This is a genomic window from Methanosarcina sp. 1.H.A.2.2 (assembly GCF_000979975.1).
GTDB lineage: Archaea > Halobacteriota > Methanosarcinia > Methanosarcinales > Methanosarcinaceae > Methanosarcina.
Map to the genome: position 1 here is coordinate 21,135 of NZ_JJQL01000062.1, position 25,146 is coordinate 46,280.

Below are 25,146 nucleotides of genomic sequence, written 5' to 3' on the forward strand. Positions count from 1 at the left end.
ATAAATTTTACTGACAGAAAAAGTGAAGCAGAAGAAAACTGGATGGAAGAATTTCTTTTAAACAGCCCCAGCCCTGTCCTGAGGATAGAAAAAGAAGGCGTAATTCTCTATGCTAATGAAGCAGGAAAATCATTACTTGAAGTATGGGAAAGCGGGATCGGAGAAAAAGTTCCCGCAAAAATCCGGAAAACTGTGCGGAAAGCAGCTCTTATGAAAAAGTCCGAATACCTGGAACTTGAAGCAGGCGAAAAAACATATTCAGCCACTTTCACACCTTCTTCTGACGGGAAATCTGCTATTCTCTACGCATCGGATACCACTTTTTCTAAACAAGCCGAAAAAAAACTATCTTTAAAACTATCTCTTATAGATAGGCATCATGAAGTCCTTTTCCAGGTTGCCGAACTGGCTCTCAAGACCCCGGATATCCGGACCCTGCTGGACGAATCCTTAACTTTGATCGCTGCTACGCTTGACGTAGAATATTGCAAAATTTTGAAACTTTTGCCTGATGGAAACTTTCTGTTTGAGACAGGAATCGGATGGAAGATCGAAGATATAGGTAAGGTTATTAAAAGAGATGCAGCTTCGCTTGCCGGGTACACAGTGCTTTCAAAAAAACCTATCCGGATAGATGAATTAAACAGAAAGGGTTCCATTGACGGAATGGGGCTCAAAGGGTATCAGGAAATAACTAGTGGAATAAGTGTCCTGCTCGGAAGTGTTGAAAAGCCCTATGGAGTGCTGATAATTCACAGCACAAAGAAAGAGAAATTTACAAAAGAAGATACTTCTTTTTTGAATGGCGTTGCATCCCTGATCTCGTTAACCTTTGAACGAAATGAGGTAGAGAGTACCCTTCAGGATAAGATCCATTTTCTTGAAATTCTGCTTGATACGATTCCTGCTCCCGTATTTTATAAAGACAGAGAAGGGGTCTACCGCGGCTGCAACGAACTATTTGCGAGAATGATTCTTGGAAGCTCAAAGGAAATAGTAACAGGATGCTCTATAGATAAACTTTCCGATGCGATTCCACCTGAACTTGGAAATGTTTTCAAAAGAGTAGATCGGCAGTTGCTCCAGAGAGGGGGAAGCCAGGTTTATGAGTCCAGAGTCATGTGTTCTGACGGGATAATCCGACAGTTCCTTTTCAATAAAGCCGTATACAGGAGCCTTAATGGGACTGTGGAAGGGCTTGTAGGAGTAATGCTCGATATAACCGGGCGCAAACTTACTGAAGAGAACCTGTTAAAGAGTGAAGAAAGATATCGTTTAGCTACTGAACAGACAGGGCAACTGATATACGAATTTGACCTGCAAAACGGACATGTTGAATGGGCAGGGGCAGTCACGGAACTTACGGGCTACAGCTACAGCGAGATGCAGGATTTTACTTACTATGACTGGCTTGATCACATTCATCCCGAAGACCGCAGAAGAGTGAAGCAGGAATTTAAAAAGTGCTGGAACACAGGAGAAAAGTTCAATGAAGAATTCAGGTTCCGGCGGAAAGATGGAAGCTATTTTTTCGTGGAAAACAAAGGCGTCTATCTGAGGGATGAAGAAGGCTGCGTATGCAAAGCCCTTGGAGTGATGAAAGACATTACTGAAATCAAACTTTCCTCGGAAAAACTGAAGGAAAGCGAAGAACTCTACCGCTCATTCTTACAGAACTTTAAAGGGATCTCATTTAAGCTGGACAGGGATTTTGCCCCTCTCTTTCTGGAAGGGGTTGTTGAGGAAATAACCGGGTACACAGAAGAAGACTTCATCTCCGGCAGAATAAATTTGTCTAATCTCATTGATTCGGAAGACAGGTCACTACTCAGTATAAGCCGGGAAAAAATGAATTCTTCCCCGAACTCCATTATGGAACATGAGTACAGGCTCAGGCGGAAAGATGGAACTGTAAAGTGGGTTCATGAGTTGATCCATAACATCTGTGCCGCCTCAGGAGAAACCGAATTTATCCAGGGCTATGCTTATGATATTACTCTTAAGAAAAAAGCCGAGGAAACCCTTGCAAAAGCCGAAGCTATCGGTATGAGGGAAATTCACCATAGGATCAAGAATAACCTTCAGGTAGTTTCGTCCCTGCTCAGCCTTCAGGCTGATAAGTTCAAAGATAAAGATGTTATTGAAGCCTTCAGAGAAAGCGAAAACCGTGTTATCTCCATGTCTATAATCCATGAGGAGCTTCATAAATCCGAGGATACTACAAGCATAGATTTTGCAGCCTATCTCAGGAAACTAACCTCTGAACTTCTTTACTCTTACAGGGTCGGAAACGAGAAAGTCCGGCTTTTCCTTGATATAGGCCATATATTCCTCGGGATCGACACCGCAATTCCCCTCGGGATAATAATCAACGAACTTTTTTCAAATTCCCTTAAATATGCGTTTCCGAAAGGTGCCGAAGGGGAGATAAGGATTTCACTTTGCAGACAATCTGAAGCCCTGGGGCCTGGCAGTGAACCCCACAGAGACACCCCGATATCCGACAGAGACACCCCTATAACAGATTCAGGGATGTACCCCGGTTTTACACTGGTTTATTCGGATAATGGGGGACGTTTTCCCGAAAATATCGATTTTAAAACCCCCGAGACCCTTGGTTTGCAACTTGTGAATGCTCTGGTTGAACAGATCGATGGCACTATTGAACTTGAGAAAGGAGATGAGACAAAATTTACTATCAGGTTCGATGATAAGGGGCTTCCGGGAAAGAGCTGAAAACAATTCTGCGTACAACCTTATTCGCCATACCGTGTCGTTCGAAAAACGGGTTCCGGGGTTTAAAGGAAGTATCTCTTAGCTCATGATGTATTTTACATAATATCAGGTTTTTTAATAGTATTATAGGCGGTCGTATAGACAGTCATTATTTTCTTTGCAGGCCGCGCACCGCTTAAGTCCGCCTTTGCATTGCAGACAAAAACTAAATTATTAGCTGTGTCAGTGTTTCGAGCCCGGAATATCAAGCTTGTGACCCGGGTATCAGCCCGAATAGGTATGGACTGTACGGGCTCGGGATTACTTCTGGAGGAGATACTGTATAGACCTGCACTGTATCGAAACAAATTACACACTTATTTCTATATAGAAATCATTTGAAACTGGAGAAATTAAATCCAGCTATAAAATACATAAAAAAAGGCGACTGATAAATTCATTCAGGTGAGGATAGGCGAATTGTGAATGCTTATAGGAATTGATGTAGGGGGCACCACCACAGATGCGGTGCTTATCCGGAACGGAGAAGTATACAGTACAGCCAAGGTTTCCACCGAGCGAGGGAATCTTCTGAAGTCTCTGCTCAATGCTCTTGATGAGGTCAGCAGAGGGGTTCCTCCGGAACAGCTCGAAAGGGTGGTTTTCAGTACAACCGTAATAACAAATCTTATTGCCGAGGGCAAAACTGACCGTGTGGCTCTGCTGCTTATTCCGGGTCCGGGTGTTAACCCTTCAAGTTATGTTTTTCCAGACAGTTTCTACCTTAAAGGAGCTATGGACTTCAGGGGAAGGGAAATCCAGCCCCTTGACGAAGCTGAGGTCCGGGAAACGGTGAATCGAATCCGGGAACAGGGTTATTTTAGAGCTGCCGTGGTAAGCAAATTCGGACAGAGGAATCCTTCCCATGAACTCAGGATAGAAGAAATCCTCAGGGAAATGTATCCGGACTGCCAGGTAGGACTCGGGCATAAGGTTTCGGGAAAACTGAATTTCCCGAGAAGAATCGCAACCTCCATGCTGGCCTCTGCAACAGGGGAACGTTACCAGGAGTTCGTTGCAGAGATCAAAAAAGCCCTTGAGGAAAGGGACATCAGGGCTCCCGTATATATCCTTAAAGCCGATGGAGGGACTCTGCCAATTGAAAAATCCGTAGAGTTCCCGGTGGAAACTATTTTTTCGGGTCCCGCAGCAAGCACGATAGGAGCTCTCGCCCTCACCCCTGAGGGACAGACATCTGTTGTAGTGGATATAGGCGGGACCACTACCGACCTTGCCCTTATCCTTTCCGGAAAACCGCTTATCGCTTCCAAAGGCGCAAAACTCGGAAATTTCCTGACCCATGTACGGGCTTTTGCCGTCCGCTCGATAGCGGTAGGAGGGGACAGCACTGTAAGGGTTAGAGAAACTGATACCGGACTCAGGCTGGTAACCATAGGCCCTGAAAGGGCAGGTCCCGCTTACTGCATGGGAGGAGAAGAGCCAACCCCGACGGATGCCCTGAGAGTGCTCGGGCTTGTCGATGTCGGAGACCCTGAACGTGCAAAAGAGGCGGTTGCATCCGTAGCCTCCAGCTTTGGGAAATCCGTAACTGAGACTGCTTCTCTTATAGTGGACACAACTGCAGGGATGATTGAAAAAGCCGTAAGTGAAATGTTTCTTGAATGGGAACAGGAACCTGCTTACAGGATATGGGAAGTCCTGCAGAAGAAAAAAGAAAGACCTGAAAATGTTGTCGGAATCGGGGGGGGAGCAAGGGGCCTGATTTCAGTAGTCGCGGAAAAGCTGAACGCAAAACCGATTACCCCCGAATATTCGGAAGTCGGAAATGCCATAGGGGCAGCTGTTGCAAGGCCCACCCTTACCCTTAACCTGCGCATCGATACTCAGCAGAAGGTCTATTCGGTAGCTGAAGAAGGAGAGATTGTAAACCTTAACTCAACGGATATCGGGAATTTCAATAAAATGCGCTCGGAGGAAGCCGAAGCCCTTGCAACAAAACTCCTCAGGGAACGCGCAAAAAGGTTTGGGATTTCCGAGTATGCAGACGAAGCCGAGATTGCTAACAGTGAGGTCTTTAACGTGGTTGAGGGCTGGTTTACGGCAGGGCGGCTTTTTGATGTAAGTATGCAGATCCCGGCAGGCCTGATTCCCGAATGGAAGAGGGGGGAAAAAGCATGAAGCTTGGGTTTGGGAAAATCAAGGATGCCCTCAAAGGCGGAGCCGAAAAAAATGCCGGGGCAGAGAAAAAAGAACGGATAGAAGAGGAAATTGAGCCTGATAGAGTAGAGGAAGTTACAATAAAAACAAGAACTTCAGAGCAGAAATCTGAAGATGAATCGAGAAATGAACCGAAAAATGAATCGGAAAAAAAACCGGAAAACGAATTGAAAAATGAGCCTGGAAAAATACCGGAAAAAGGACCCATGGTCCCGGCAGACCGGGCAGGAGCAAAAAAGACAGGCCTTATTTTCTTCCCGGCTTTTGACTGGGCAATTTCTCCAACCCATCCGGAAAGAGAGGAGCGTCTCCTCTATACACGGGACCAGATTTTTGAAGAAGGCCTGATGGACCTGCCCCAGATAGAGGAGTATAAGCCCCGCCTTGCAGATTTCAAGGACATTGCAAGGGTTCATTTCTGTGTTCCTGACATAAAAGCCCAGGCTACAACCCCTCACCGGATTTCAGCAGGCAGCTGCCTGGTCCTTGCTGATGCGCTCATGCGGGGAGAGGTTAAAAACGCTTTTGCCCTTGTTCGCCCGCCAGGTCACCATGCAATGACAGTCGCCCACGGAAACCGCGGCTTTTGCAATATAAATAATGAAGCAATCCTTGTTGAGTACCTGAGAAAGAAGTATGGAATCCGCAGGATTGCAATCGTGGATACTGATGTCCATCACGGGGACGGGACACAGGAGATTTTTTACAACGACCCGGATGTGCTTTTTATCTCCTTCCATCAGGACGGGAGGACACTCTATCCTGGATCGGGCTTCATGAACGAACTCGGAGGCCCGAGAGCCCTTGGCAGGACAATCAACATACCTCTGCCGCCGGGTACTCCGGATGAGGGCATTCTCTACGTGCTCGATGCCCTGGTGCTGCCCATTCTCAAGGACTTCAGGCCTGAACTTGTCCTCAATTCTGCAGGACAGGACAACCATTATACTGATCCGCTTGCAAACATGCGCTTTTCTGCACAGGGATATGCTAAACTGAACGAGAAACTTGCCCCTGACATGGCAGTGCTTGAAGGAGGCTATGCTATCCAGAGCGCGCTGCCCTATGTTAATACGGGAATTATCCTTGCAATGGCCGGGCTTGACTACTCCTGCGTAAAGGAACCCGATTTCAAGCCCGGGATGTTTGTCCAGGCTGCAAGAGACAGGCAAATCCTTAAGGAAGTTGTTGCAACCCAGCTCGAAAATTGGAAAAACCGGGAAAGGCTTGTAGAAGCAGAAGTGGCAAAACACGGAGACTTTTACCGCCGGAAAAAACAGATCTTCTATGATACTGATATGATCCAGGAATTCCAGGAAGAAACAGTCAGGATGTGCCCTGACTGTCAGGGTTATGTAACCATAGATTCCCATGCTCACAGGAGCATAAACGATACCAGGATCTTCGGGGTTTCAGTCCCTATCTATGCCTGTGCCAGCTGCCAGGCTGAAGCCCGGGAAGAATACAGGAAGAGGCTCAATTATCCGGAATATGAATACGTTTACCTTCAGGATAAGAAAGCAGACGAATACAGGGCATACAATACCAGGACAAAACAGGAGACCGTTTACTGAAAGGCTCTGTTTTGAGAAGCCTGGGAGGTTTTGAGAGTGGGAAATCATTTCTTGAGGGACTATACAGGCTCTGGTCCCCATCTTCCATCTTTATATTACCCCGGCGGAATTCGGGGACGTCGGAGCTCCTCTCCCCATTTTTAATATATCCATTTTACTTTTCATCTTCTTCATCTTCATTATCTTCTTTATCTTCTTTATCTTCTTTATTTTCTTTATCTTCTTTATCTTCTTTATCTTCTTCAGTCCATCAATTTTTTTACATGTAGCTTTTCCTTTGAGTTGATTTACTTCTTACCTTTTCTTTTCTGGTGTTCTGTGTGTGGTCTATATAAAATATTTTAGATAAGATTCTACTTTTTCAGTGAAAACATTTGAAATATATTAATCTTTCTCTATGGAATAAAAATTTATATGTTGCCCCTAAATGCTAATTCAAAAGTCAAAAAATATTATTTCTCTAGCTGGAAAGCTTACAGCCATCAAAAGAATTATATTTTAACTTCAATAATTAATCACAGTTGCCTGTAGTCAGCATTAAATGACAGGGTAAGTATCCTGGAAAATAATATCTGAGACAGTTTAAAGAAGGGTGCAAAATTGATCCCAATAAATACAGATATGTTTTGTCATAGTATCCTTATTATATTCCTCTTTAAAAATATTATTTCTGACCAATATGTTTATATTGTACATATCTTTAATCCCTAATTAATTGAAGGAAGTGTAATTGCAAATTTCTTCTATTTTTATGGAGGAATGAGAATAAACATATTAAGAATTTTAATGCTAACCACTCTCATAATCACATTAAGCTCCTGTATTGGGGCAGCGGCTGATATTCATGCCAATTCTACGAATTCTATACAGGCCGCAGTGAACAGTGCAAATTCAGGCGATGTAATTATCGTTGAACCCGGAACTTATTCAGAAAATATTTTAATCAGTAATCTTAAAACTGATCTGGTAATCAGGTCAGAATCCGGGAAACCTGCGGACACGATTATTACAGCTAAAGACTCAAACGTATCTGTAATCACCATAAGGGACGTAAATCACATAACAATTAAAGGGCTTAAGATAACAGGTGCAGGAATTAATACTGCAGGAATCTATGTGCTCAGAAGTCCTTACTGTACCATTGAGAACAACATATTATACAACGACGCCCTTGGAATATATTTGGAATATTCCGATTATAATGTCATCCGAAACAACATTGCTACCAAAGATAGTCTGGTAGGCACAGGTCGAGGAATTAATATTGAGTGGTCTAAACATACCACCGTCTCAAACAACACGATTTCTAATCAGAGGTACGGGATATATCTCCAGAATTCCGAATCAAACAACCTTTCAGAAATCACTGAAAGTATGAGCAGTACAGGTATTGCTCTGGAGACCTCCAGTAATAATAATCTGGAAAGCAGCAGCTTTAATTCGAACGCTGTCTCTGGTATATATCTGGTAAATTCCAGTAACAATAAACTGAAGAGTAATACCGCATTTAACAACTCCAATAGCATTTACCTCGTAACATCCAATGAAAACACAATTTCAGGTAACGAGGTAAATCTGAACCGCGACCATGGTATTTTCCTGGACAACTCAAGTAATAACAACATTCTGAGTAATACGGCTTCAAGCAGCCCATACGGGATAGCTGTAAGGTATTCCGATAACAACAACCTGACTGGCAATAATGCGTATAACAATACCCAGGGTTTTTACATAACACTCACATCCAGCGATAATACGCTTTCAGAGAATACGGCAAATTCAAACATCGGCTCTGGGATCAGTCTTTTTAGAGTCAGTGATAATATCCTGGAAAATAATGAAGCAAATTTGAACCCGACTCAAGGCATCATTCTGGACAGTTCAAACAATAATAAGGTGTTCAACAACAACGTATCCCAAAACGGCAAAGGTATTTACTTAAGCTCGTTATCAAGTGGGAACACACTTTCAGGTAATAAGGCAAATTCTAACAGCGGTAATGGTATTGTTCTTGATAATGTTGGCAGCAATAACAACATTACCAGCAATACTGCAAGTTCAAATGTTAATTATGGCATTTACTTTACGAATTCAAACAACACCTACCTGCTCAACAATATAGCTTCGGGCAATTCCAAAGGTATCTACATAATCACTTCAAATGAGAACGTGGTTTCTAATAATACGGTCTCTGATAACAATGCAGAAGGGATAATGCTTTCTTCTTCTAACAATAACAAGCTTTCAAGAAACACGGCTTATAACGACAGCTATGGAATTTCTTTTAGTTCCTCTCGAAGCAACGAGGTCTCAAGCAACAAGGTCACTTTTAGCAGAAATTACGGCCTATTTTTGTGTTCCCAGAGCACTGGTAACCAGATTTTCAACAATTACTTGAATAATACACGTAACACAGATAATAAAAACACCGGAGGTATCTGGAACACAACAAAAGCTCCAGGTGCAAGCATTGTGGGCGGGTCCTATATTGGAGGTAATTACTGGGCAACTCCCCTCGGAACAGGTTTCTCCCAAACTGCAACTGATGCAAACAAGGACGGAATTGCTGATTCACAATATAATGGAGATCACTTAGTAGACTACTATCCGCTTGTAGCTGTCTCTGCACCAGAGCCGGCGTTTCCTGTAGCAGACTTTACTGCCAATCCTACCAGCGGCTCTGCTCCCCTTTCAGTCTCCTTTACTGACCGTTCACAGAACGCAACATCCAGAAGCTGGAACTTTGGAGACGGAGCTACTTCAACCGATACGAATCCACAGCATAATTATTACAGGGCAGGAAACTATACTGTTACCCTTACAGTAAGCAACCTGAAAGGCACAAATTCAAAAACTGCTGTTATAACTGTGTCGGAAGAAGAGGAAGTAGATAATGATGTACTTCCTGTGGCAGACTTTATCGCCAATCCTACCAGCGGCTCTGCTCCCCTTTCAGTCTCCTTTACTGACCGTTCACAGAACGCAACATCCAGAAGCTGGAACTTTGGAGACGGAGCTACTTCAACCGATACGAATCCAACGCATTCTTATTCCCTGGCAGGAAACTATACCGTTAACCTTACAGTAAGTAACCTGAAAGGTACAAATTCAAAAACTGCTGTTATAACTGTGTCGGAAGAAGAGGAAGAACAAAATGATGGACTTCCTGTCGCAAACTTCGAAACCAATGTCACCAGTGGCTATGCTCCCCTTTCAGTCCTCTTTACTGACCGTTCGCAAGACGCAACATCGAGGAGCTGGGACTTTGGAGACGGAGTTACTTCAACTGAGCTGAATCCAACGCATACTTATTCTCTGGTAGGGACTTACCCCGCCAAACTGACAGTAAGCAATGCAAACGGCACGACTTCAAAAACTATTCTGATAGCTGTAGAGAGAAAGAGCAGCGGAGGAAGCAGCAGTGGTGGCGGTGGCGGCGGCTCTCCTGAATTTTCCAGAAACATTGAAGCAAAGGAACTTTCCCAGGTCTTCATTACAAACGGAAAAGCTGTAAAGTTTGATTTCACGAAGGCAGCAACCTGTGTTGTTTATGTGAGCTTTGATGCAAAGAAGACCGCAGGTAAAATCACAACCATTGCCGAGATGCTGAAAGGAAAGTCCTCACTGGTTTCCGAACTGCCTTCGGGTGAGGTCTATAAGTCCTTTAACTTATGGGTCGGAAACGGTGGGTTTGCAACCTCAAATAACATCGAAAACCCTGTCGTCTGCTTCAAGATTGAAAAGGCCTGGTTACAGGATAAAAAGATAGACCGGTCTTCCATTGTCCTGAACAGGTACAGCGATAAAAAATGGGTACAGCTGCCAGTCAGCTTGTTAAAAGAAGATGACAAATACCTGTACTTCACAGCCGAAACCCCGGGCTTCTCTTCCTTTGCAATAACAGGGAAGGCAAATACATCTCCGGAAGAAACTGTAACTGAAATACAGCCTGGAGATGAGTCTGACAACTCTGAAGAGAACACGGAGGATACAGGATCGGAAGCTGATCAGGCACCCGAACAAAAAGAACCTGGCATGCCAGGATTTGAGATGGTTTACGGTGTGGCAGGTCTGCTTACAGTATTCCTGTATAAAAGGAAATAAAACAGCTAAATGAAAGTAAATAAATAGTAAATTTAAGTGCAGAAATAAGAACAGGTGGAGGTTTGATACCTTCATCCTGCTTTTCTTTTTTCTTTTTTGTTCTTTTCTCATACCTTTTCTCATACCTTTTTTTACACACTTTTTTACACACTTTTTTCTACACGTTTTCTTATTAAGTAAAACACCTGCCTGTGATAAACAGCAAATAAGGTTAATTTTAAAGGTTAAACTGTTAGCTTGTTATTATAAAAGCTAATCTGAAACCTCGCAAAAGAGAAAAATATTGAGTTTATTTCAACAGACTGTATTGATCTGCTATTCTTCGTGTATTTTCCATGGTTATCTTCGTGTATTTCCATGGTTATTATTCTGATATTATTTTCTAATACATTTATATTATTTCATGTATATTTTAAATAGAGATTATAAATAGGGAATATAAAAAAATATGTGATGTGGGGGATTTAAATACACAGATTTATCGCTCTATTTTTAGCCTTACTTGTCTTTACGTTAGGCTCTGGTATCGGAACCGCAACTGAGATTATTGTCCAGCCAGGAGAATCAATACAGAATGCGGTTAATAATACTGTTTCAGGTGATGAGATCGTCGTAAGTCCCGGAAACTATATTGAAAATCTTCGAATAACGACGAGTGACCTGGTAATAAGGTCAGCTTCAGGGAATCCAGGAGATACGATAGTTACGGCGAAAAATCAAGCTGAGGATGTATTTTATGTCGAAGCAAATAACATCACAATTACAGGGTTAAGCATTAATGGTGCCGGAACTGACCGTGCGGGGGTTTACCTGATAAGGTCCGGTAACTGTACCATCGAAAATAACGAGTTTTTAAATGACGCTCTCGGAATATACCTTAAGAATTCAAATTACAACCTTATCCTCAACAACACAGCAGTAGAAGGCAAGAGAGCAATTAATATCGAGAGATCAAACTATAACAGGGCTTCAGACAACACAGTTTCTAATCAGAGGTTCGGAATATATCTGCTTGTCTCCGAAGGGAACATGCTCTCGGATAATAAGGTAAGTATGAGCGCTGACCACGGTATTGTCCTGGAAAGCTGCAGTGACACCAGCCTTGAAAACAACACCGCAAGCTCAAATGAAGATTATGGAATCCACCTTGTAGGTTCAAGCAACAACAACCTGACAGGCAATACGGTAGATTCAAACATGGTCTCTGGCATATATCTGAAGGATTCCAGTGGTAACAGCCTGACAAAAAATACAGCATTGAACAGCAGCAGAGGTATTTTCCTGTTAAGTTCAGACGAAAGCATGCTCTCGGGTAATGTGGTTTCAAATAACGAAAGAGGTATCCAGATCGCATCCGCAGGAAACAATAATGTTTCTGAAAATTCAGTTTCGGATAACATTATCTCTGGAATCTCTTTATTATCCTCTTCTAACTGTAATCTAAGTGAAAACATACTATCGAACAACGCAATTGGTATAGACCTGGCGTTTTCCAGCAACAGTACTGTCCTTAATAACAGTATACAAAACGGTGGAAGAGGACTTAACCTGCAGGATTCCAATTATAATATGCTCTTAAACAATACAGCTTTGTACAACAGGTACGGAGCTTACCTGCTGCGCTCAGGATGGAACGTACTCTCTAACAACAATGCAAGCGAAGGCAATGACCATGGTATTGTCCTGGAAAACTCAAGCAACTATAATGACCTTATCAGCAACACAGCAAGGTCTAACCGTGCTTATGGGATATACCTCAAAGGTTCAAGTAACAATAACTTAAACGGCAACGAAGCTTCCGGCAATAATAGGGGAGTTTTCCTTACAACATCGAATGGGAACACTCTTTCGAACAATACTGTTCTGGATAACGGCGATTACGCAATCCTGCTGTCGTATTCCTCAGAAAACAATATCTCAGAAAACGAAGCTTCCAAAAGTAACCGGGGCATCCATCTGAGCACTTCCGGCGATAATAAAATTTCAGGTAATACTATTGTTTCAAACGATGTTTCAGGCATCTATATGGCCTCCACAAGCAACAACAATACCGTATTCAATAACTACCTGAACAACAACTTTAACGCAGATATTAAACCGAGAAGCGTTGGGAACGTCTGGAACACAACAAAAACCGCAGGCATAAATATTGCAGGCGGACCCTACATCGGAGGAAACCTCTGGGCAAAACCCGACGGTACAGGCTTTTCCCAGACTGCAACTGATGCGGATGGCGATGGCATTGCTGATGGAGTGTACAAGATCTCAACCAGCGGCTATACGGATTACCTCCCGCTTGTAGTTGTCTCTGAAACAGAACAGCCCATAACTCCAGTAAATTTAACAGATGATCAAACGGATACCTCCGTAGATGAAAATGATACATCCGTAGATGACTCTGAAACATCCGCAGATGAAAATGATACATCTGTAGATGACTCTGAAACATCCATAGATGATAATGATTCATCTGTAGATGAAAATGATTCATCCGTGGATGACTCTGAAACATCTGTAGATGACTCTGAAACATCCATAGATGATAATGATTCATCTGTAGATGAAAATGATTCATCCGTGGATGACTCTGAAACATCCGTGGATGATTCTGAAACATCCATAGATGAATATGAGGCATCTATAGATGAATCGGAGACGTCTACAAACTAAACAAAAGCAATTACTTCCAAAAATGAAACTAATTACGAAAATGAAACCACAATCAACAAAACGGAGTTGATAATGCCTGGTTTCATAGGGACCATAACGAAATAGCTAAATCAACACTAAAAAAGGCTGGGTGGAGGTATGACTCCTTCATCCCGATTTTTTCATTTTCATTTTCATTTTCTTTTTCTTATTCTTTTTCTTTTATACTTTTTCCCTTACTTTTTCCCTTACTTTTTCATAAGATCTTAATTTTCTGAGTTTTAAAGTCCTTTCTTCAAGTAAGGGAATCGTTAGTTCATCCGGCAGATACCAGAAGCCGTATATTTGTTCTTTTAATATAAAAAAATTTATTTATAAATTCCGATTATTCAAGTTTACTTATTAATAAAAATTATATAAATCTTTGCTACTAAAATTGATTAGTAAGCAGTAGATAACACCTCTTTTGAGGACTGAATAAATCATCTTACAGGTTGAGTACAGTTGATTTTTGAGTATCTGGAAAACGTGCAACTTTAAAGGAGTGAAATTAGATTGAATTTTATCGGTATTTGTTGACACGTGCAATAACTCTAAAGACAAGAAGCTGGCTATTTATACACACAAAATAATTAATTTTAATAAATAAGACTCTTGATTTTAGTATTCTCCCTATTTTTAGATTACAATTATAACTTCTTATTAATATTAGTTCAATTCAATATCTTTATATGGTTAAACGTTTAATTCCGGATTTATTATATGAAGTATCAATATAAAATTTAATTATATGTGGGGGAAATATAATGCACAGGTTAGCCACCTTACTGGTGGGTATGCTGATATTCGTGTCAGTCTCGGGTATCGTGACAGCGGTTGAGATTATTGTCGAGCCCAAGGGCTCGATACAGGCTGCAGTAAGCAGCGCAAGCTCGGGCGATGAAATAATTGTAAAACCCGGAACCTATACTGAGAATATCAGAATCACTACACAAAATCTGGTAATCAGGTCAGAATCAGGTAACCCTGAAGATACTGTGGTTACGGCTAAGGATCTTAGAACAAACGTATTCAGCCTGGACCAGGCAAATAACACGCAAATTAGCGGATTTAAGATAAAAGGGACTGGAGATAAATATGCAGGGGTTTCTCTGGTCAGATGCAGCAAATGTACAATCACTAATAATGAGATTACGGAAAATTATGATGGGATATATTTGAGGTCCTCGGATAACAATAAATTATCTGGCAACAAGGTAAACTCGAACCGCGGATATGGAATGAGTCTCAGCCGCTCCCAAAAGAATGATCTTTCAAACAACGCAGCAAATTTGAACAATTTTGGTATTGTTCTGCAGGAATCGAGCAATTACAACAACCTGCTCAACAACAGGCTGGATTCGAACAGGAACTACGGCATATATCTGGCGAATTCCAACAATTGCAAGCTCACCGACAACACAGCAATCAACAACGATAGAGGCATTTACTTTAGAAATTCAAACACGAACAAAATTTTGGATAATAAGGTCTCGGAAAATAATGTCTACGGGATTTTGATCTCATTCTCGAACTATAATACTATCTCCGGAAACACGGCTAATAAAACCTCCAGAGGCATTCATCTTGACTCCTCTGACGGAAACACTGTCTCAGGTAATACTGTTGCCTCAAATAGCTATTCCGGCTTATTCATGTGTGCTGGAAGCAACGATAACCGTGTTTTCAACAACTATCTCAATAATACCTATAATGCAGACATCTATAATAGAAGAAATACCTGGAACACAACAAGAACCACAGGTACAAACATTGCAGGGGGATCCTATATTGGAGGTAATTTCTGGGCAACTCCTGCAGGAAAGGGTTTTTCCCAGACAGCGCAGGATGTGAACGGAGACGGCATTGCAGATACTGAATATGCCGGAAGGAACTTTACCGACTATCTGCCCCTTGTATCCACATCCACACCGCAGCAGTCTATACTCCCTGTTGCAGATTTTAGCAGCAATGTAACCTCAGGGAATGCCCCGTTAAATGTCTTATTTACTGACAAAAGCACAGGAACTCCCACTGCATGGAACTGGGATTTCGGAGACGGAACGAATTCAGCAGTCCCGAGTCCTGTGCATACATACTCCTCAGCAGGAACTTACACTGTAAAGCTTACAGTAAGTAATCCAAACGGGACGGCTTCAAAAACCGGCGCAATAAATGTTCTTCAAAACTCTGAGCCTGTACCTGAACCTTCTGAGCCAGTGCTTCCTGTTGCAGATTTCAGTACAAGCACTATTCCGGGCCCTGCCCCTCTCGCAGTCCAGTTTACAGACCTTTCACAAAACGCAGATTCGTGGAGCTGGGACTTTGACAATAATGGACAACCTGACTCTGCCATTCAAAGTCCGGTTTATGTGTATGAAGTTCCAGGAGACTATACCGTTAACCTGAGTGTAAGCAATCAGAATGGAACAAGTTCAAAAACTGCTACAATAACCGTACTGGAAGCAGAGAACATCAATAACGGACTTCCTGTTGCAGACTTCAGCATGAACGTTTCTGAAGGCTATGCTCCACTTTCCGTCCTGTATACCGATGTTTCACAAAAAGCAACCGGAATAGGCTGGGATTTTGACAATGACGGCCTGGCTGACGTGAGCTCCGGAACCGTAGTCTATGTGTACCCAGCTCCGGGAGTTTATACAGTTACCCTTACCGCAGCTAACGAAAACGGTACAGCCTCAAAAACTGCTACAATAACTGTACTAAAAGAGAGTAGTTCCGGAGGAAGCAGCCACAGCAGCGGTGGAAGTGTTGGTGGATCCCCTGAACCTGCAAAAAACGTTGAAACCAAAGAGCTCTCACAGGTCTTCATCACAAACGGCAAGGCTGTAAAGTTTGATCTCACAAAGAACACAACCTGCGTTGCATATGTGAGCTTTGACGCAAAGAAGACCCTGGGCAAAACCACGACCATTGTTGAGGACTTAAAAAATAAGTCTGCACTTGTTTCCGAACTGCCTTCGGATGAAGTATATAAATCCTTTAACGTATGGGTCGGAAACGGTGGAATTGCAACTTCAAAGAACATCGAAAACCCTGAAGTCTGCTTCAAGGTTGAAAAGGCCTGGATACAGGATAAAAAGATAGACCGGCCTTCCATTGCTCTGAACAGATACAGTAACAAAACATGGGAACAGCTGCCAGTCAACCTGTTAGGGGAAGATGAAAAATGCCTGTATTTCACAGCTGATGTTCCGGGCTTCTCTTCCTTTGCAATAACAGGAAAGATAGAACCCATGCCAGGAGAAGGTGCAACCGAAATAGAACCTGGGCAAGAAACCGGTTCCATTGAAGAGGAAGGTATGGAAAGTACAGGATCTGAAGTTAAAAAAGGGCCTGAACAGGAAGAAAATGTGAAGGCTCCGGGATTTGAAATAGCTATCGGAATAGCTTGCCTGCTTTCAGTATTCCTGTATAAAAGGACGTAAACAGCTAAACGAGAGCAAAAGTAAAACTGAAAAACTTAGATCTTGAAAAACAACCGGTGAAGGAATGAACCTTCACCTTATTTTTTTATCTCTGATCAATCGGATATTCGCCCGGAACTATGAGCTTATAACTGTAGGATATCAGACTTACTGAATATCTTTTTTATACTTGGTTAAATATTTATAACCGATTATATTTATATTGCTTGTGCGAATTTCCGCCTAACTGTAAAAGTATCATCCATAAATATCTCTGGATGGAGGAGTTAGAATAAACAGACTAATCGTTTTGCTTGCAGCTTTTCTTTTATTTGCATCAATCACGGGTATCGGAACTGCGGCTGAGACCTTCGTCCAGTCAGAAGATTCGATACAGGAAGCAGTGAACAGTGCACGTCCCGGTGATGTAATTATTGTAAAACCTGGAACCTATGCCGAAAATATTGTTGTAACAAAGAATAATCTGGTAATCAGGTCAGAATCCGGGAATCCCGAGGATACGGTAATTGAGCCTTACGACCCGGATACGGATGTGCTCATAATAGAGGCAGATAACATAACAGTTAATGGGTTCATGATTACCGGAGCAGGAGACAACTGTTCAGGCATCTACCTGAATGATTCCAATAATTGCCTTCTCGAGAACAACAAACTTTTCAATAACTCCGAGGGAATACACCTTGAATCCTCTGCGAAGAACAGGGTTTTTAATAACGTAATCCTCAAAGTCAGCAGAGGAATTATCATTGAGCAGTCCGAATATAATTCAGTCGAAAGTAATAAAGCTTCTAAATGCAGATACGGAATTTATCTCCTGAACTCTAAAGGAAACCATATCTCTAAAAATACGATCCTGGAAAACAGAGAATACGGCATCGTGCTTTCGGCTTCGAACGACAACACCCTTTCCGGAAATACTGTTTCTAATAATGGCAGGGGCGTTCATATTGGAACCTCCGACGGCAACGTGCTCTCAGACAATTCTATTTCTTCAAGTGAATTCTACGGGCTTTTTGTCTGCCCGAGAAGCGATAAAAACCTTGTTTTCAACAACTATTTCAATAATACTCTCAACGCAGAGGCTAACAACGGAACAGCAAATGCTTACAATAAGCCAAAGACCGCAGGCACAAATATTGCAGGCGGACCCTACATAGGAGGAAACTTCTGGGCAATGCCTAACGGGACAGGTTTTTCAGAAACAGCATCTGACCTCGACGGAAACGGTATTGCTGATGAGAGGTACAGGCTTGAAAACAGCCATTACATTGATTACCTGCCTCTTGTGGCTTTCAAACCACCAGAACCGGTTTTTCCCGTAGCAAACCTCAGCACCAATATCTCGGAGGGACGTGCTCCGCTTTCAGTCCAGTTTACCGACAGTTCACAAAACGCAACCTCAAGGAGCTGGGACTTTGACAATGACGGAATCATTGACTCTTCAGATGAGACCCCGATTCATACATACTCAGTCCCCGGTACCTGTACAGTTAATTTGACTGTATCCAATGAGAACGGTAAGGATTCAAAACTTATTACAATAACTGTAAAGGACGAGAATGTAAAAGATATACAGCCGGAATCCGAAACTGGCACGCCCGGAGAAGACTATGTGGATACTAGAGGGTCACAGGCTGAGCAGAGTTCCGGGCAGGAAGGAATCAGTAGCATACCTGGCTTTGAAATGATTTATGGAGTCTTCGGTCTGCTTGTCATATTCCTGTATAGAGGAACTGGAAAGTGACCCATCAGCCAGAGAGAATAAATTTAATACGGAGGAACCTTCACACGAAGGAATATTAACAAATAGAAGTATTTTTCATACGGAGGGACCTTTATAAAGCCCTGGGAAGCCTTTGAAATATATGCAGAAGAATACGATGCCTGGTACGAGAATCATAAACCTGCATATGAATCCGAGCTTCTTGCCCTCAAATCCTTCCTCCCCGAAAACCTGGAAAACCTGGAGGTTCTGGAAATCGGGGTAGGTACGGGCAGGTTTGCCTGGCCTATGGGGATCGGATACGGGCTCGATTCTTCCAGGCCAATGGCAGCTTTTGCAAAAAAAAGAGGCATTGAAGTGGTCCAGGGGGTCGCCGAGTCCCTGCCCTTCAAAGGACAGACTTTTGATCTTGTGCTGATTGTTACAGCACTTGCTTTTTTCAAAGATCCGGTGCAGGGGCTCAGGGAAGCTGCACGGGTCCTGAAGCCCGGTGGGCAGCTTGTAACAGGAATCCTTGATAGGGACAGTTTGCTGGGCCAGTATTATAACTTGAAAAAAAAGGAAAGCAAATTTTCTTCCGAAGCCCGGTTTCTTTCGGCGGCGGAGGTGAAGGAGTGGCTGAAGGATCTGGGGTATGAAAACATAGAAACCTGCCAGGCGCTCTTTAATAAGCCAGAGGAGATTAAGGAGATCGAAGCGGTAAAGCAGGGGACTGGAGAAGGGCTTTTAGCTGTGATTTCAGCCTGGAAACCGTTTCATCATAAATTTGGGTTAAGGTCCGGATACAGGTGAATTACCCCTTTATGCCCCGGTTTTTCTGGATTATCTCAGGTTTTATATCTTGCCAGCCCAATATTAATAAGGGATTTCGGGCAGATAATAGAGGATGGGAGGCCTGCCAGGGAAGAGGTTGTGTTCTTTTTCCAGTGTAGATACATGCTTTATGAAACCGGTCCGGGGGAAAAGATATTAGATCAGGCACAAGAGCAGGCAGGAAAAAGAAGTTTTCAGGTGAAGGGACGGAAGCTCTTTACAGGGAGCACGCAGGAAAACCTGTGATTGAACTCGAACTCAAAAGCTTTCTTCAGCTCTTTGATTCTTTTGACCCTGCCCCGTTTCACGAAAAAGAGCTTAATCTGGATGCAGAAGAATACCTCTATAATGCTGTAGACGAATTTCCCCTGAGAAAGCCCCTTGAAATCATGATATACCTTCCTTCTTCCGAGGTCGGTGCGGAAATAGAAAGCGACCTTAAAGAAGCTATAATAAATCATTTTTCTTACAAAAAACTCCTTGCCGAAATCGAACTGAAAAGGTTGCTTTATCAGGGGCGAAGAAACCTTGTAATAGCCCTTACCTTCCTTTTTCTCTGCCTGCTCGTGATCCGGCTGCTTTCGGCTTTTGAAGAAAACCTGATGAACACTCTTTTCTCTGAGGGGCTCCTTATCATCGGTTGGGTTGCAATGTGGGAGCCGGTACATACTTTCCTCTACGGCTGGTGGCCGATTGTCCACAGGCGTAACATTTACGAAAAAATTGTACATATGGATGTCTACATTGGGAAAAGGTCTCCAGCAGGGGAGAGATCTCAAGGGTATCGTTTTACGCCAAAAAAAGCTCCCTGAATGACTTAATGAAAGGTCTTCTCTCAGAGATATCGGTTTTTCAGGAATTCGGGGCTTCCATGAAATTAATGTTTTTTGTTAGGCTCTTTCAGGCAGCAGGACGTGAGGATTTAACTTCGATTGATGATGGTTGAAATGCGGTAAATAAATCGGACTTACGCACTTGAAGTACAAAATCAAATCTAATAGGCGTTGTGGTTATATTTACTATTTAAACAGTTAAAGGTTTAATGCTATTGATTTTCAGTTCAACTACGTAAGCCCTAATAAAATAATGGTAAACGAACTGATAGTAATCTAGGTGATAGTAATCTAGGTGATAGTAAGCGAAATATACGATAAACCCCTAGAATTCTAGGGGGAGTATATGAGGCGCAGGCGGAGGATGAAATCCTTAAAGAAGACTCTAAAAAGCTGGCAGTTTCTGGTTTTTGCATCCGTATCTCTTGTTCCGCACCTCCTTTACACGGCAGGTGCTGATTTTGCAGGCATGTATTCCGTTTACCCATCTTTTCCTGCGGGGATGGGCTTTTTTGCGCTTGCGCAGCTTTATCTTGTTTTTTCCTTCTTTGGGTGGACTTCTCCTCTTGCCTACCTCTCAGCTATCTTCTTTTCCCTGCTCTGGACCAGAGTTTTGCAGTGGGTTGAGAGTATTGACAAATTTGCAGTGGTAATTTTCTATATCTTAGTCTTTTTATCGGTGTGCTGGGGGCTTCTTATGGAGTTCATGCCTCCTGAATGAAATTGTTTTCAGCTGGGACTATCGCTTGCCTGGGAGTGGACAAACGAAGGATCTGAGAGTGGGCACTCATTAATTTAATTCCTAAACTCCTTATATAAACAGTCTTAAATAATTTAAGAAAATATATTTTACTAATGAACAAAAATGACATTCTTAAAAAAGCATGTTTTGAGGAGATAAACAGAGTCAAGGTCCTGCATCTAAAAGGCAAGCCATATGAAATGGGCTATCAGCATGGTTATTTGCTTGCAGATAAAATAGACTTGATGGTCAACAGGACCCTTTTAGCCACGGCCGCTTATGTTGCTGCACAGACCGGGTCGGACCTGGAGAAAGCCGAGGAAATCTTATGGTTGGGGCAAAAGGCGGCTGAACCTTTTTTACCGCAGGAATTCAAAGAAGAAATGAAAGGAATTGCTGATGGGGCTAAAGATGCCGGAGTAAATGTAACCCTGGAGCAGATCCTGCTCTGGAATACCAATTATGACCAGTGGTGTATTTACTGCCATCCTGATTACTGGCAGGGTGAAAATCAGGGGGATAACCAGCTTGCTAATAAAATTGAGGATAAGAGAAGCTCCCAGCAAAACGCAATAAAACCGGCTGGCGGGGGCTGCAGCAGTTTCTGTGCCTGGGGGGAATGGGCTGGAGGCGATGGAAAACTGATCTTCGGAAAAAATGAAGACAATTTCAATATGCCGGAACAATTACCAAACCGGATACTGGTCGTAGCCAGTCCGGATGACGGGATTGGACACGCTTTTTTAACCTATCCGGGTATGATTGGATTGGACGGGGGTATAAATGCGGACGGCCTCGCAATGATGACCCAGTTAAACTCCATGCAGTATGAGAGCATGAAAGGCTGCGGGATCGCCATATTTACTCGTTTGTTGCTGACTCATGCGCGGACGGTGGAAGACGCAATCAGGATTTTCCAGGAACATCCTCGCTGTGCCGGGATCGCCTACCATGTAGCTGATGCAAAGGCTAAAAAGGCAGTCGTGGTAGAAACCTCTTCCCGGAATGTATGCTGCCGTTATCCGATTCAGGATGTTAAAGCCCTGTGGCAGACGAACCATTCCAACTGCTATCCGGGCTGGATGGGCTATTCCGGTTATAACATGGTAGCCGATCAGGTCCTGGTAAACCAGCTTAAGGACATCTCCACGATCGAAAACTGGCAGAACAGTCTGAAAGAGCCTTATAACTTCTATGTCCAGGCGCCCAGCCGTTTTGAACGCTATCAGCAGTTGATTCACAAATATTATGGCAGTATTACGGTTGAAAATGCAATTAAAATCTTAAGCGACTGCTATGATCCTTATACCCGCCTGACCCGTGACAAATTCTTCCCGTCCTGGACAAATAATATCCTCTGTACTATTTGTGCATTGTATCCTGATTTTCCATATAAAGCAAAAGAACCGGTGGGGCCATTTAAAGCACATATAGCTAATATGTGGAGCCTGGTTGCATATCCGGAAACCGGAGACTTCTGGCTTGCAATAAATGACTTCCCTGCACAGTACGGGGGTTATGAACACTTTAATTTGAAGGAATTATTAATGCGTACTTCTGTCCAAACTTCTGTCTAAACAGAAGTTTAAGACTGAAGCATACTTCATTTACTTCCTTTAATAGAATTATTGTTTCAGAAATATTCAAAGATTCACTTTTTCTATTTTTTTCTTCTTTTTTTCGTGGGAAGGGCTTCTCTCCCGTGTAGAGCGTAACAAGACAGGTTGTTCGCTAAGCTCAGGATAAGTTGTTCACTAATTACTTCAGGATGAAAAGAAAATATACTGAGAAGGAAAATAAGATATGTGGCAAATATTGTGGGACTCAATGAGAAGCAAACCAAAGCTGTCGAGAGATTAAAGGAAATAGACCCTGAATCGGAGATTTTCTGGGATTCCGGGATGAAAATTCCGAAATTCATCAAGGGCACTCTTTCAAGACCCTCAGTTAAAAGCCTCGAAGAAATAGCAAGAAAATTTCTGGAAGACTACAGGCAGCTTCTGGACATGCAGCCCGAGCTTGACGAGAGCCTAAAACTTTTCACTGCCGAGACCGATTTTTCCGGATTTCACCATGTTATTTTCCTCCAGCACATAAAAGGCATCCCGGTTTTCGAAGGGTCTGTCCAGGTCCACATAAACCCCGCAGGGGAGGTCATCGCATACAAGGACTTTCGCGTGACAGAGGCACCTGTTGCCCTTGAGCCGAAAATCAAAAGAGAAGAAGCTATTGCAATTGTCCTGCGGGATATTGGCTCAGAGCACGCTGTAGTGGTTCCCCGTTCAAAGCTGATGCTTTTTCGGAACGGTGAAATTCAGCTTCCCATGAAAAAACTCCACCTGAAAAAGCTTCATCTGGTGTGGCAGATTGAGTCCATATTTGCCGAAGGGTTCGCAGGGAAGTTCCATTTCATTGATGCCCATACCGGCGAGCAGCTTTACAAATTTTCCCAGATACGGTCCGCCATTTTTCGAAAGACCTACACTGCGAAAAACGAGGCATTCCTGCCCGGAGAACTGCTGCCCGAAGATCAGATGGCTGTGGATGAAGTAGCCCGGGCAGCTCATGAAAATATGGGCATAGTGTACGATTACTACAAAAATAATTTCGGAAGAGACAGCTACGATAACAGAGGCTCTCCTCTCGTTTCTACGGTTCACTTTCAGCGGAACTACAACAATTCTTTCTGGAGCGACTACCACAAACAGCTTGTTTTCGGGGACGGGGATGGTTTTCGCTGGAGACCCATGGCGTTTGCACTCGACATCGTAGCTCATGAACTTACCCATGCTGTTGCTGCCCAGACAGCCCGATTCGTGTACAGTGAAGAAGCCGGAGCTCTTGATGAGTCCTTTGCAGATGTTTTTGCAGTTTTTATCTCAAACGGAGAAAAGATAACGAACTGGGAAATCGGGGAAGGAGTTTACACCCCTTTCCATGCAGGAGATGCCTTGAGGGACCTTTCCGATCCTCCAAGGTTCGGGCAGCCTGACCACATTGACAATTACATGCGGCTTGCTCCCGGAGAGATCCCTGACCTTCACAGGAATCAGGCCGGGTATATTCATTACAACAGTGGAATCCCTAACAAGGCTGCTTACCTTACCATTGAGGGTGGGACCCACTATGGGATAAAAATCAAAGGAATTTCCAGGGCGAAAGCCGAAAAGATCTATTACCTCGCCCTTACCGCATACATGTGCAGTGCGACCCTTAGCAGGTGGACGTTCCGGGAAGCCAGGTATGCCCTCTTGAACGCCTGCCGCCAGCTGTATGGCGAAAAAGGATCCGAGTACGCTGCAATCAAAAATGCCTGGGCTGCAGTTGGTCTTGGAAAGCCTGCAGAAGACATGATGGACCGTTTTCTTGTTGAAAAGGAGGTTTTTTCCGGGGTCCCTATCCCGGATTTGAGCCCTGAAGGAGTCCTGAGTTCCATTTATGTTCCGGAAGACGGGCTTATAAAAGACATCCGTGTCAGTGTAAATATCGAACACTCCTATCTCAGGGATCTCAGGATTACGCTGTTTACACCTGTGGGAAAACACATTGTCTTGCATAACCGGCTTGCCAGGAAGGACAGGAGCCTTCTCAGAACATATAACTCGGGTTCGGTTCCTGGCCTCAGGGATTGCATAGGAGAACGTGTCTGGGGGAAATGGATTCTTATGGTTGCAGATCTTTCAAAGGAAAATAGAGGTTTTTTCCACAGCTGGGGAATTAAATTTCTGGTGCAGAAGGTAGAAAAGGAAGAACTTAAAAGGGAGATTTTTCCCTTCCTCAAAGTTCCAGGTAATGACCCGGAAGGTATCGAAAGTCTCATTGAGATAGAAAGAAGGGGAAAAATAGTAAACCTCGGTGTGTCTCTGGAAATTACCCATCCTTCGATAGTAGAGCTGAAAGCCGTACTTGTCATGCCTTCCGGGGAAGAACTGGTACTGCATAACAGAGCCGGAAACGGCAGAAAATATCTCAAAAAAACGTTCAGTACCGAATCTGATGAAAACCTCCTGCCTGCTGTGAATAAAGAGATGAAAGGAGTCTGGACCCTGAAGGTCGCAGACCAGGTAGAAGGAAATGAAGGCAGCCTTGACAGCTGGGGGCTGTGCATTATATACGAAAGTGACCCGGAGTTCCTTTAAAGGTTATCCCGATGGATATCGGGATTTACGTATCCTCTTCAAATTGAGTGGAAAGGTCTGACTTTCAACTCAATGAGCTTTTTTCTCTGATGAGTTGAGCCAGAGATGGCATCTTAAATGTGTTTCCC

The 25,146-nt window shown here is 43.2% G+C and carries 12 protein-coding genes; all 12 read left to right on the plus strand.

Translation table 11 applies throughout. The annotated features are described in order from the left end of the window. Positions 1-42: 42 nt before the first annotated feature. The 12 genes from EO93_RS09470 (at position 43) to EO93_RS16535 (ending at position 25,018) form a co-directional block, all read left to right on the plus strand. The gene (locus EO93_RS09470) at positions 43-2,736 is read left to right on the plus strand and encodes a PAS domain S-box protein (protein WP_082107617.1); all 2,694 of its coding nucleotides are present in this window, start codon (positions 43-45) and stop codon (positions 2,734-2,736) included. Positions 2,737-3,201: 465 nt separating this feature from the next. Further along, positions 3,202-4,914, plus strand: coding sequence for a hydantoinase/oxoprolinase family protein (locus EO93_RS09475; protein ID WP_048162224.1), 1,713 nt, complete (start codon positions 3,202-3,204; stop codon positions 4,912-4,914). Then, on the plus strand, positions 4,911-6,527 hold the full coding sequence (locus EO93_RS09480; RefSeq protein ID WP_048162226.1) for a histone deacetylase: 1,617 nt from the start codon (positions 4,911-4,913) through the stop codon (positions 6,525-6,527). The genes EO93_RS09475 and EO93_RS09480 overlap by 4 nt, the downstream gene beginning before the upstream one ends. A gap of 786 nt (positions 6,528-7,313) precedes the next feature. Then, positions 7,314-10,631, plus strand: a complete 3,318-nt coding sequence (locus tag EO93_RS09485; protein ID WP_052735420.1) for a NosD domain-containing protein — start codon at positions 7,314-7,316, stop codon at positions 10,629-10,631. Between the two features lie 630 nt (positions 10,632-11,261). Beyond that, positions 11,262-13,301 carry a NosD domain-containing protein gene (locus EO93_RS09495; protein WP_235284189.1) on the plus strand — a complete coding sequence of 680 codons (2,040 nt, stop codon included), beginning with the start codon at positions 11,262-11,264 and terminating at the stop codon, positions 13,299-13,301. Between the two features lie 785 nt (positions 13,302-14,086). Then, a complete protein-coding gene (locus EO93_RS09500) occupies positions 14,087-16,768 on the plus strand; it encodes a PGF-pre-PGF domain-containing protein (RefSeq protein WP_048162232.1) in 2,682 nt (893 codons plus the stop codon). Between the two features lie 289 nt (positions 16,769-17,057). Further along, on the plus strand, positions 17,058-18,512 hold the full coding sequence (locus EO93_RS09505) for a NosD domain-containing protein (protein ID WP_235284187.1): 1,455 nt from the start codon (positions 17,058-17,060) through the stop codon (positions 18,510-18,512). A 117-nt stretch (positions 18,513-18,629) separates the two neighbouring features. Further along, entirely contained in the window at positions 18,630-19,283 is a 654-nt protein-coding gene (locus EO93_RS09510; protein ID WP_255350213.1) for a class I SAM-dependent methyltransferase, read from the plus strand. A 263-nt stretch (positions 19,284-19,546) separates the two neighbouring features. Next, on the plus strand, positions 19,547-20,116 hold the full coding sequence (locus EO93_RS09515) for a hypothetical protein (protein ID WP_235284188.1): 570 nt from the start codon (positions 19,547-19,549) through the stop codon (positions 20,114-20,116). A gap of 367 nt (positions 20,117-20,483) precedes the next feature. Beyond that, a complete protein-coding gene (locus EO93_RS09520) occupies positions 20,484-20,858 on the plus strand; it encodes a hypothetical protein (protein ID WP_048134314.1) in 375 nt (124 codons plus the stop codon). Positions 20,859-20,992: 134 nt separating this feature from the next. Continuing rightward, positions 20,993-22,456, plus strand: a complete 1,464-nt coding sequence (locus tag EO93_RS09525) for a C45 family autoproteolytic acyltransferase/hydolase (RefSeq protein WP_048162235.1) — start codon at positions 20,993-20,995, stop codon at positions 22,454-22,456. A 228-nt stretch (positions 22,457-22,684) separates the two neighbouring features. Continuing rightward, on the plus strand, positions 22,685-25,018 hold the full coding sequence (locus EO93_RS16535; RefSeq protein WP_052735421.1) for a M4 family metallopeptidase: 2,334 nt from the start codon (positions 22,685-22,687) through the stop codon (positions 25,016-25,018). Positions 25,019-25,146: the final 128 nt, after the last annotated feature.

Excerpts from the sequence above, each read along its gene's own strand:
- EO93_RS09520 (WP_048134314.1), top strand. The coding sequence starts at position 20,484 with ATGAGGCGCAGGCGGAGGATGAAATCCTTAAAGAAGACTCTAAAAAGC.
- EO93_RS09525 (WP_048162235.1), top strand. The coding sequence starts at position 20,993 with ATGAACAAAAATGACATTCTTAAAAAAGCATGTTTTGAGGAGATAAAC.
- EO93_RS09500 (WP_048162232.1), top strand. The coding sequence starts at position 14,087 with ATGCACAGGTTAGCCACCTTACTGGTGGGTATGCTGATATTCGTGTCA.
- EO93_RS09470 (WP_082107617.1), top strand. The coding sequence starts at position 43 with ATGGAAGAATTTCTTTTAAACAGCCCCAGCCCTGTCCTGAGGATAGAA.
- EO93_RS09485 (WP_052735420.1), top strand. The coding sequence starts at position 7,314 with ATGCTAACCACTCTCATAATCACATTAAGCTCCTGTATTGGGGCAGCG.
- EO93_RS09480 (WP_048162226.1), top strand. The coding sequence starts at position 4,911 with ATGAAGCTTGGGTTTGGGAAAATCAAGGATGCCCTCAAAGGCGGAGCC.
- EO93_RS09475 (WP_048162224.1), top strand. The coding sequence starts at position 3,202 with ATGCTTATAGGAATTGATGTAGGGGGCACCACCACAGATGCGGTGCTT.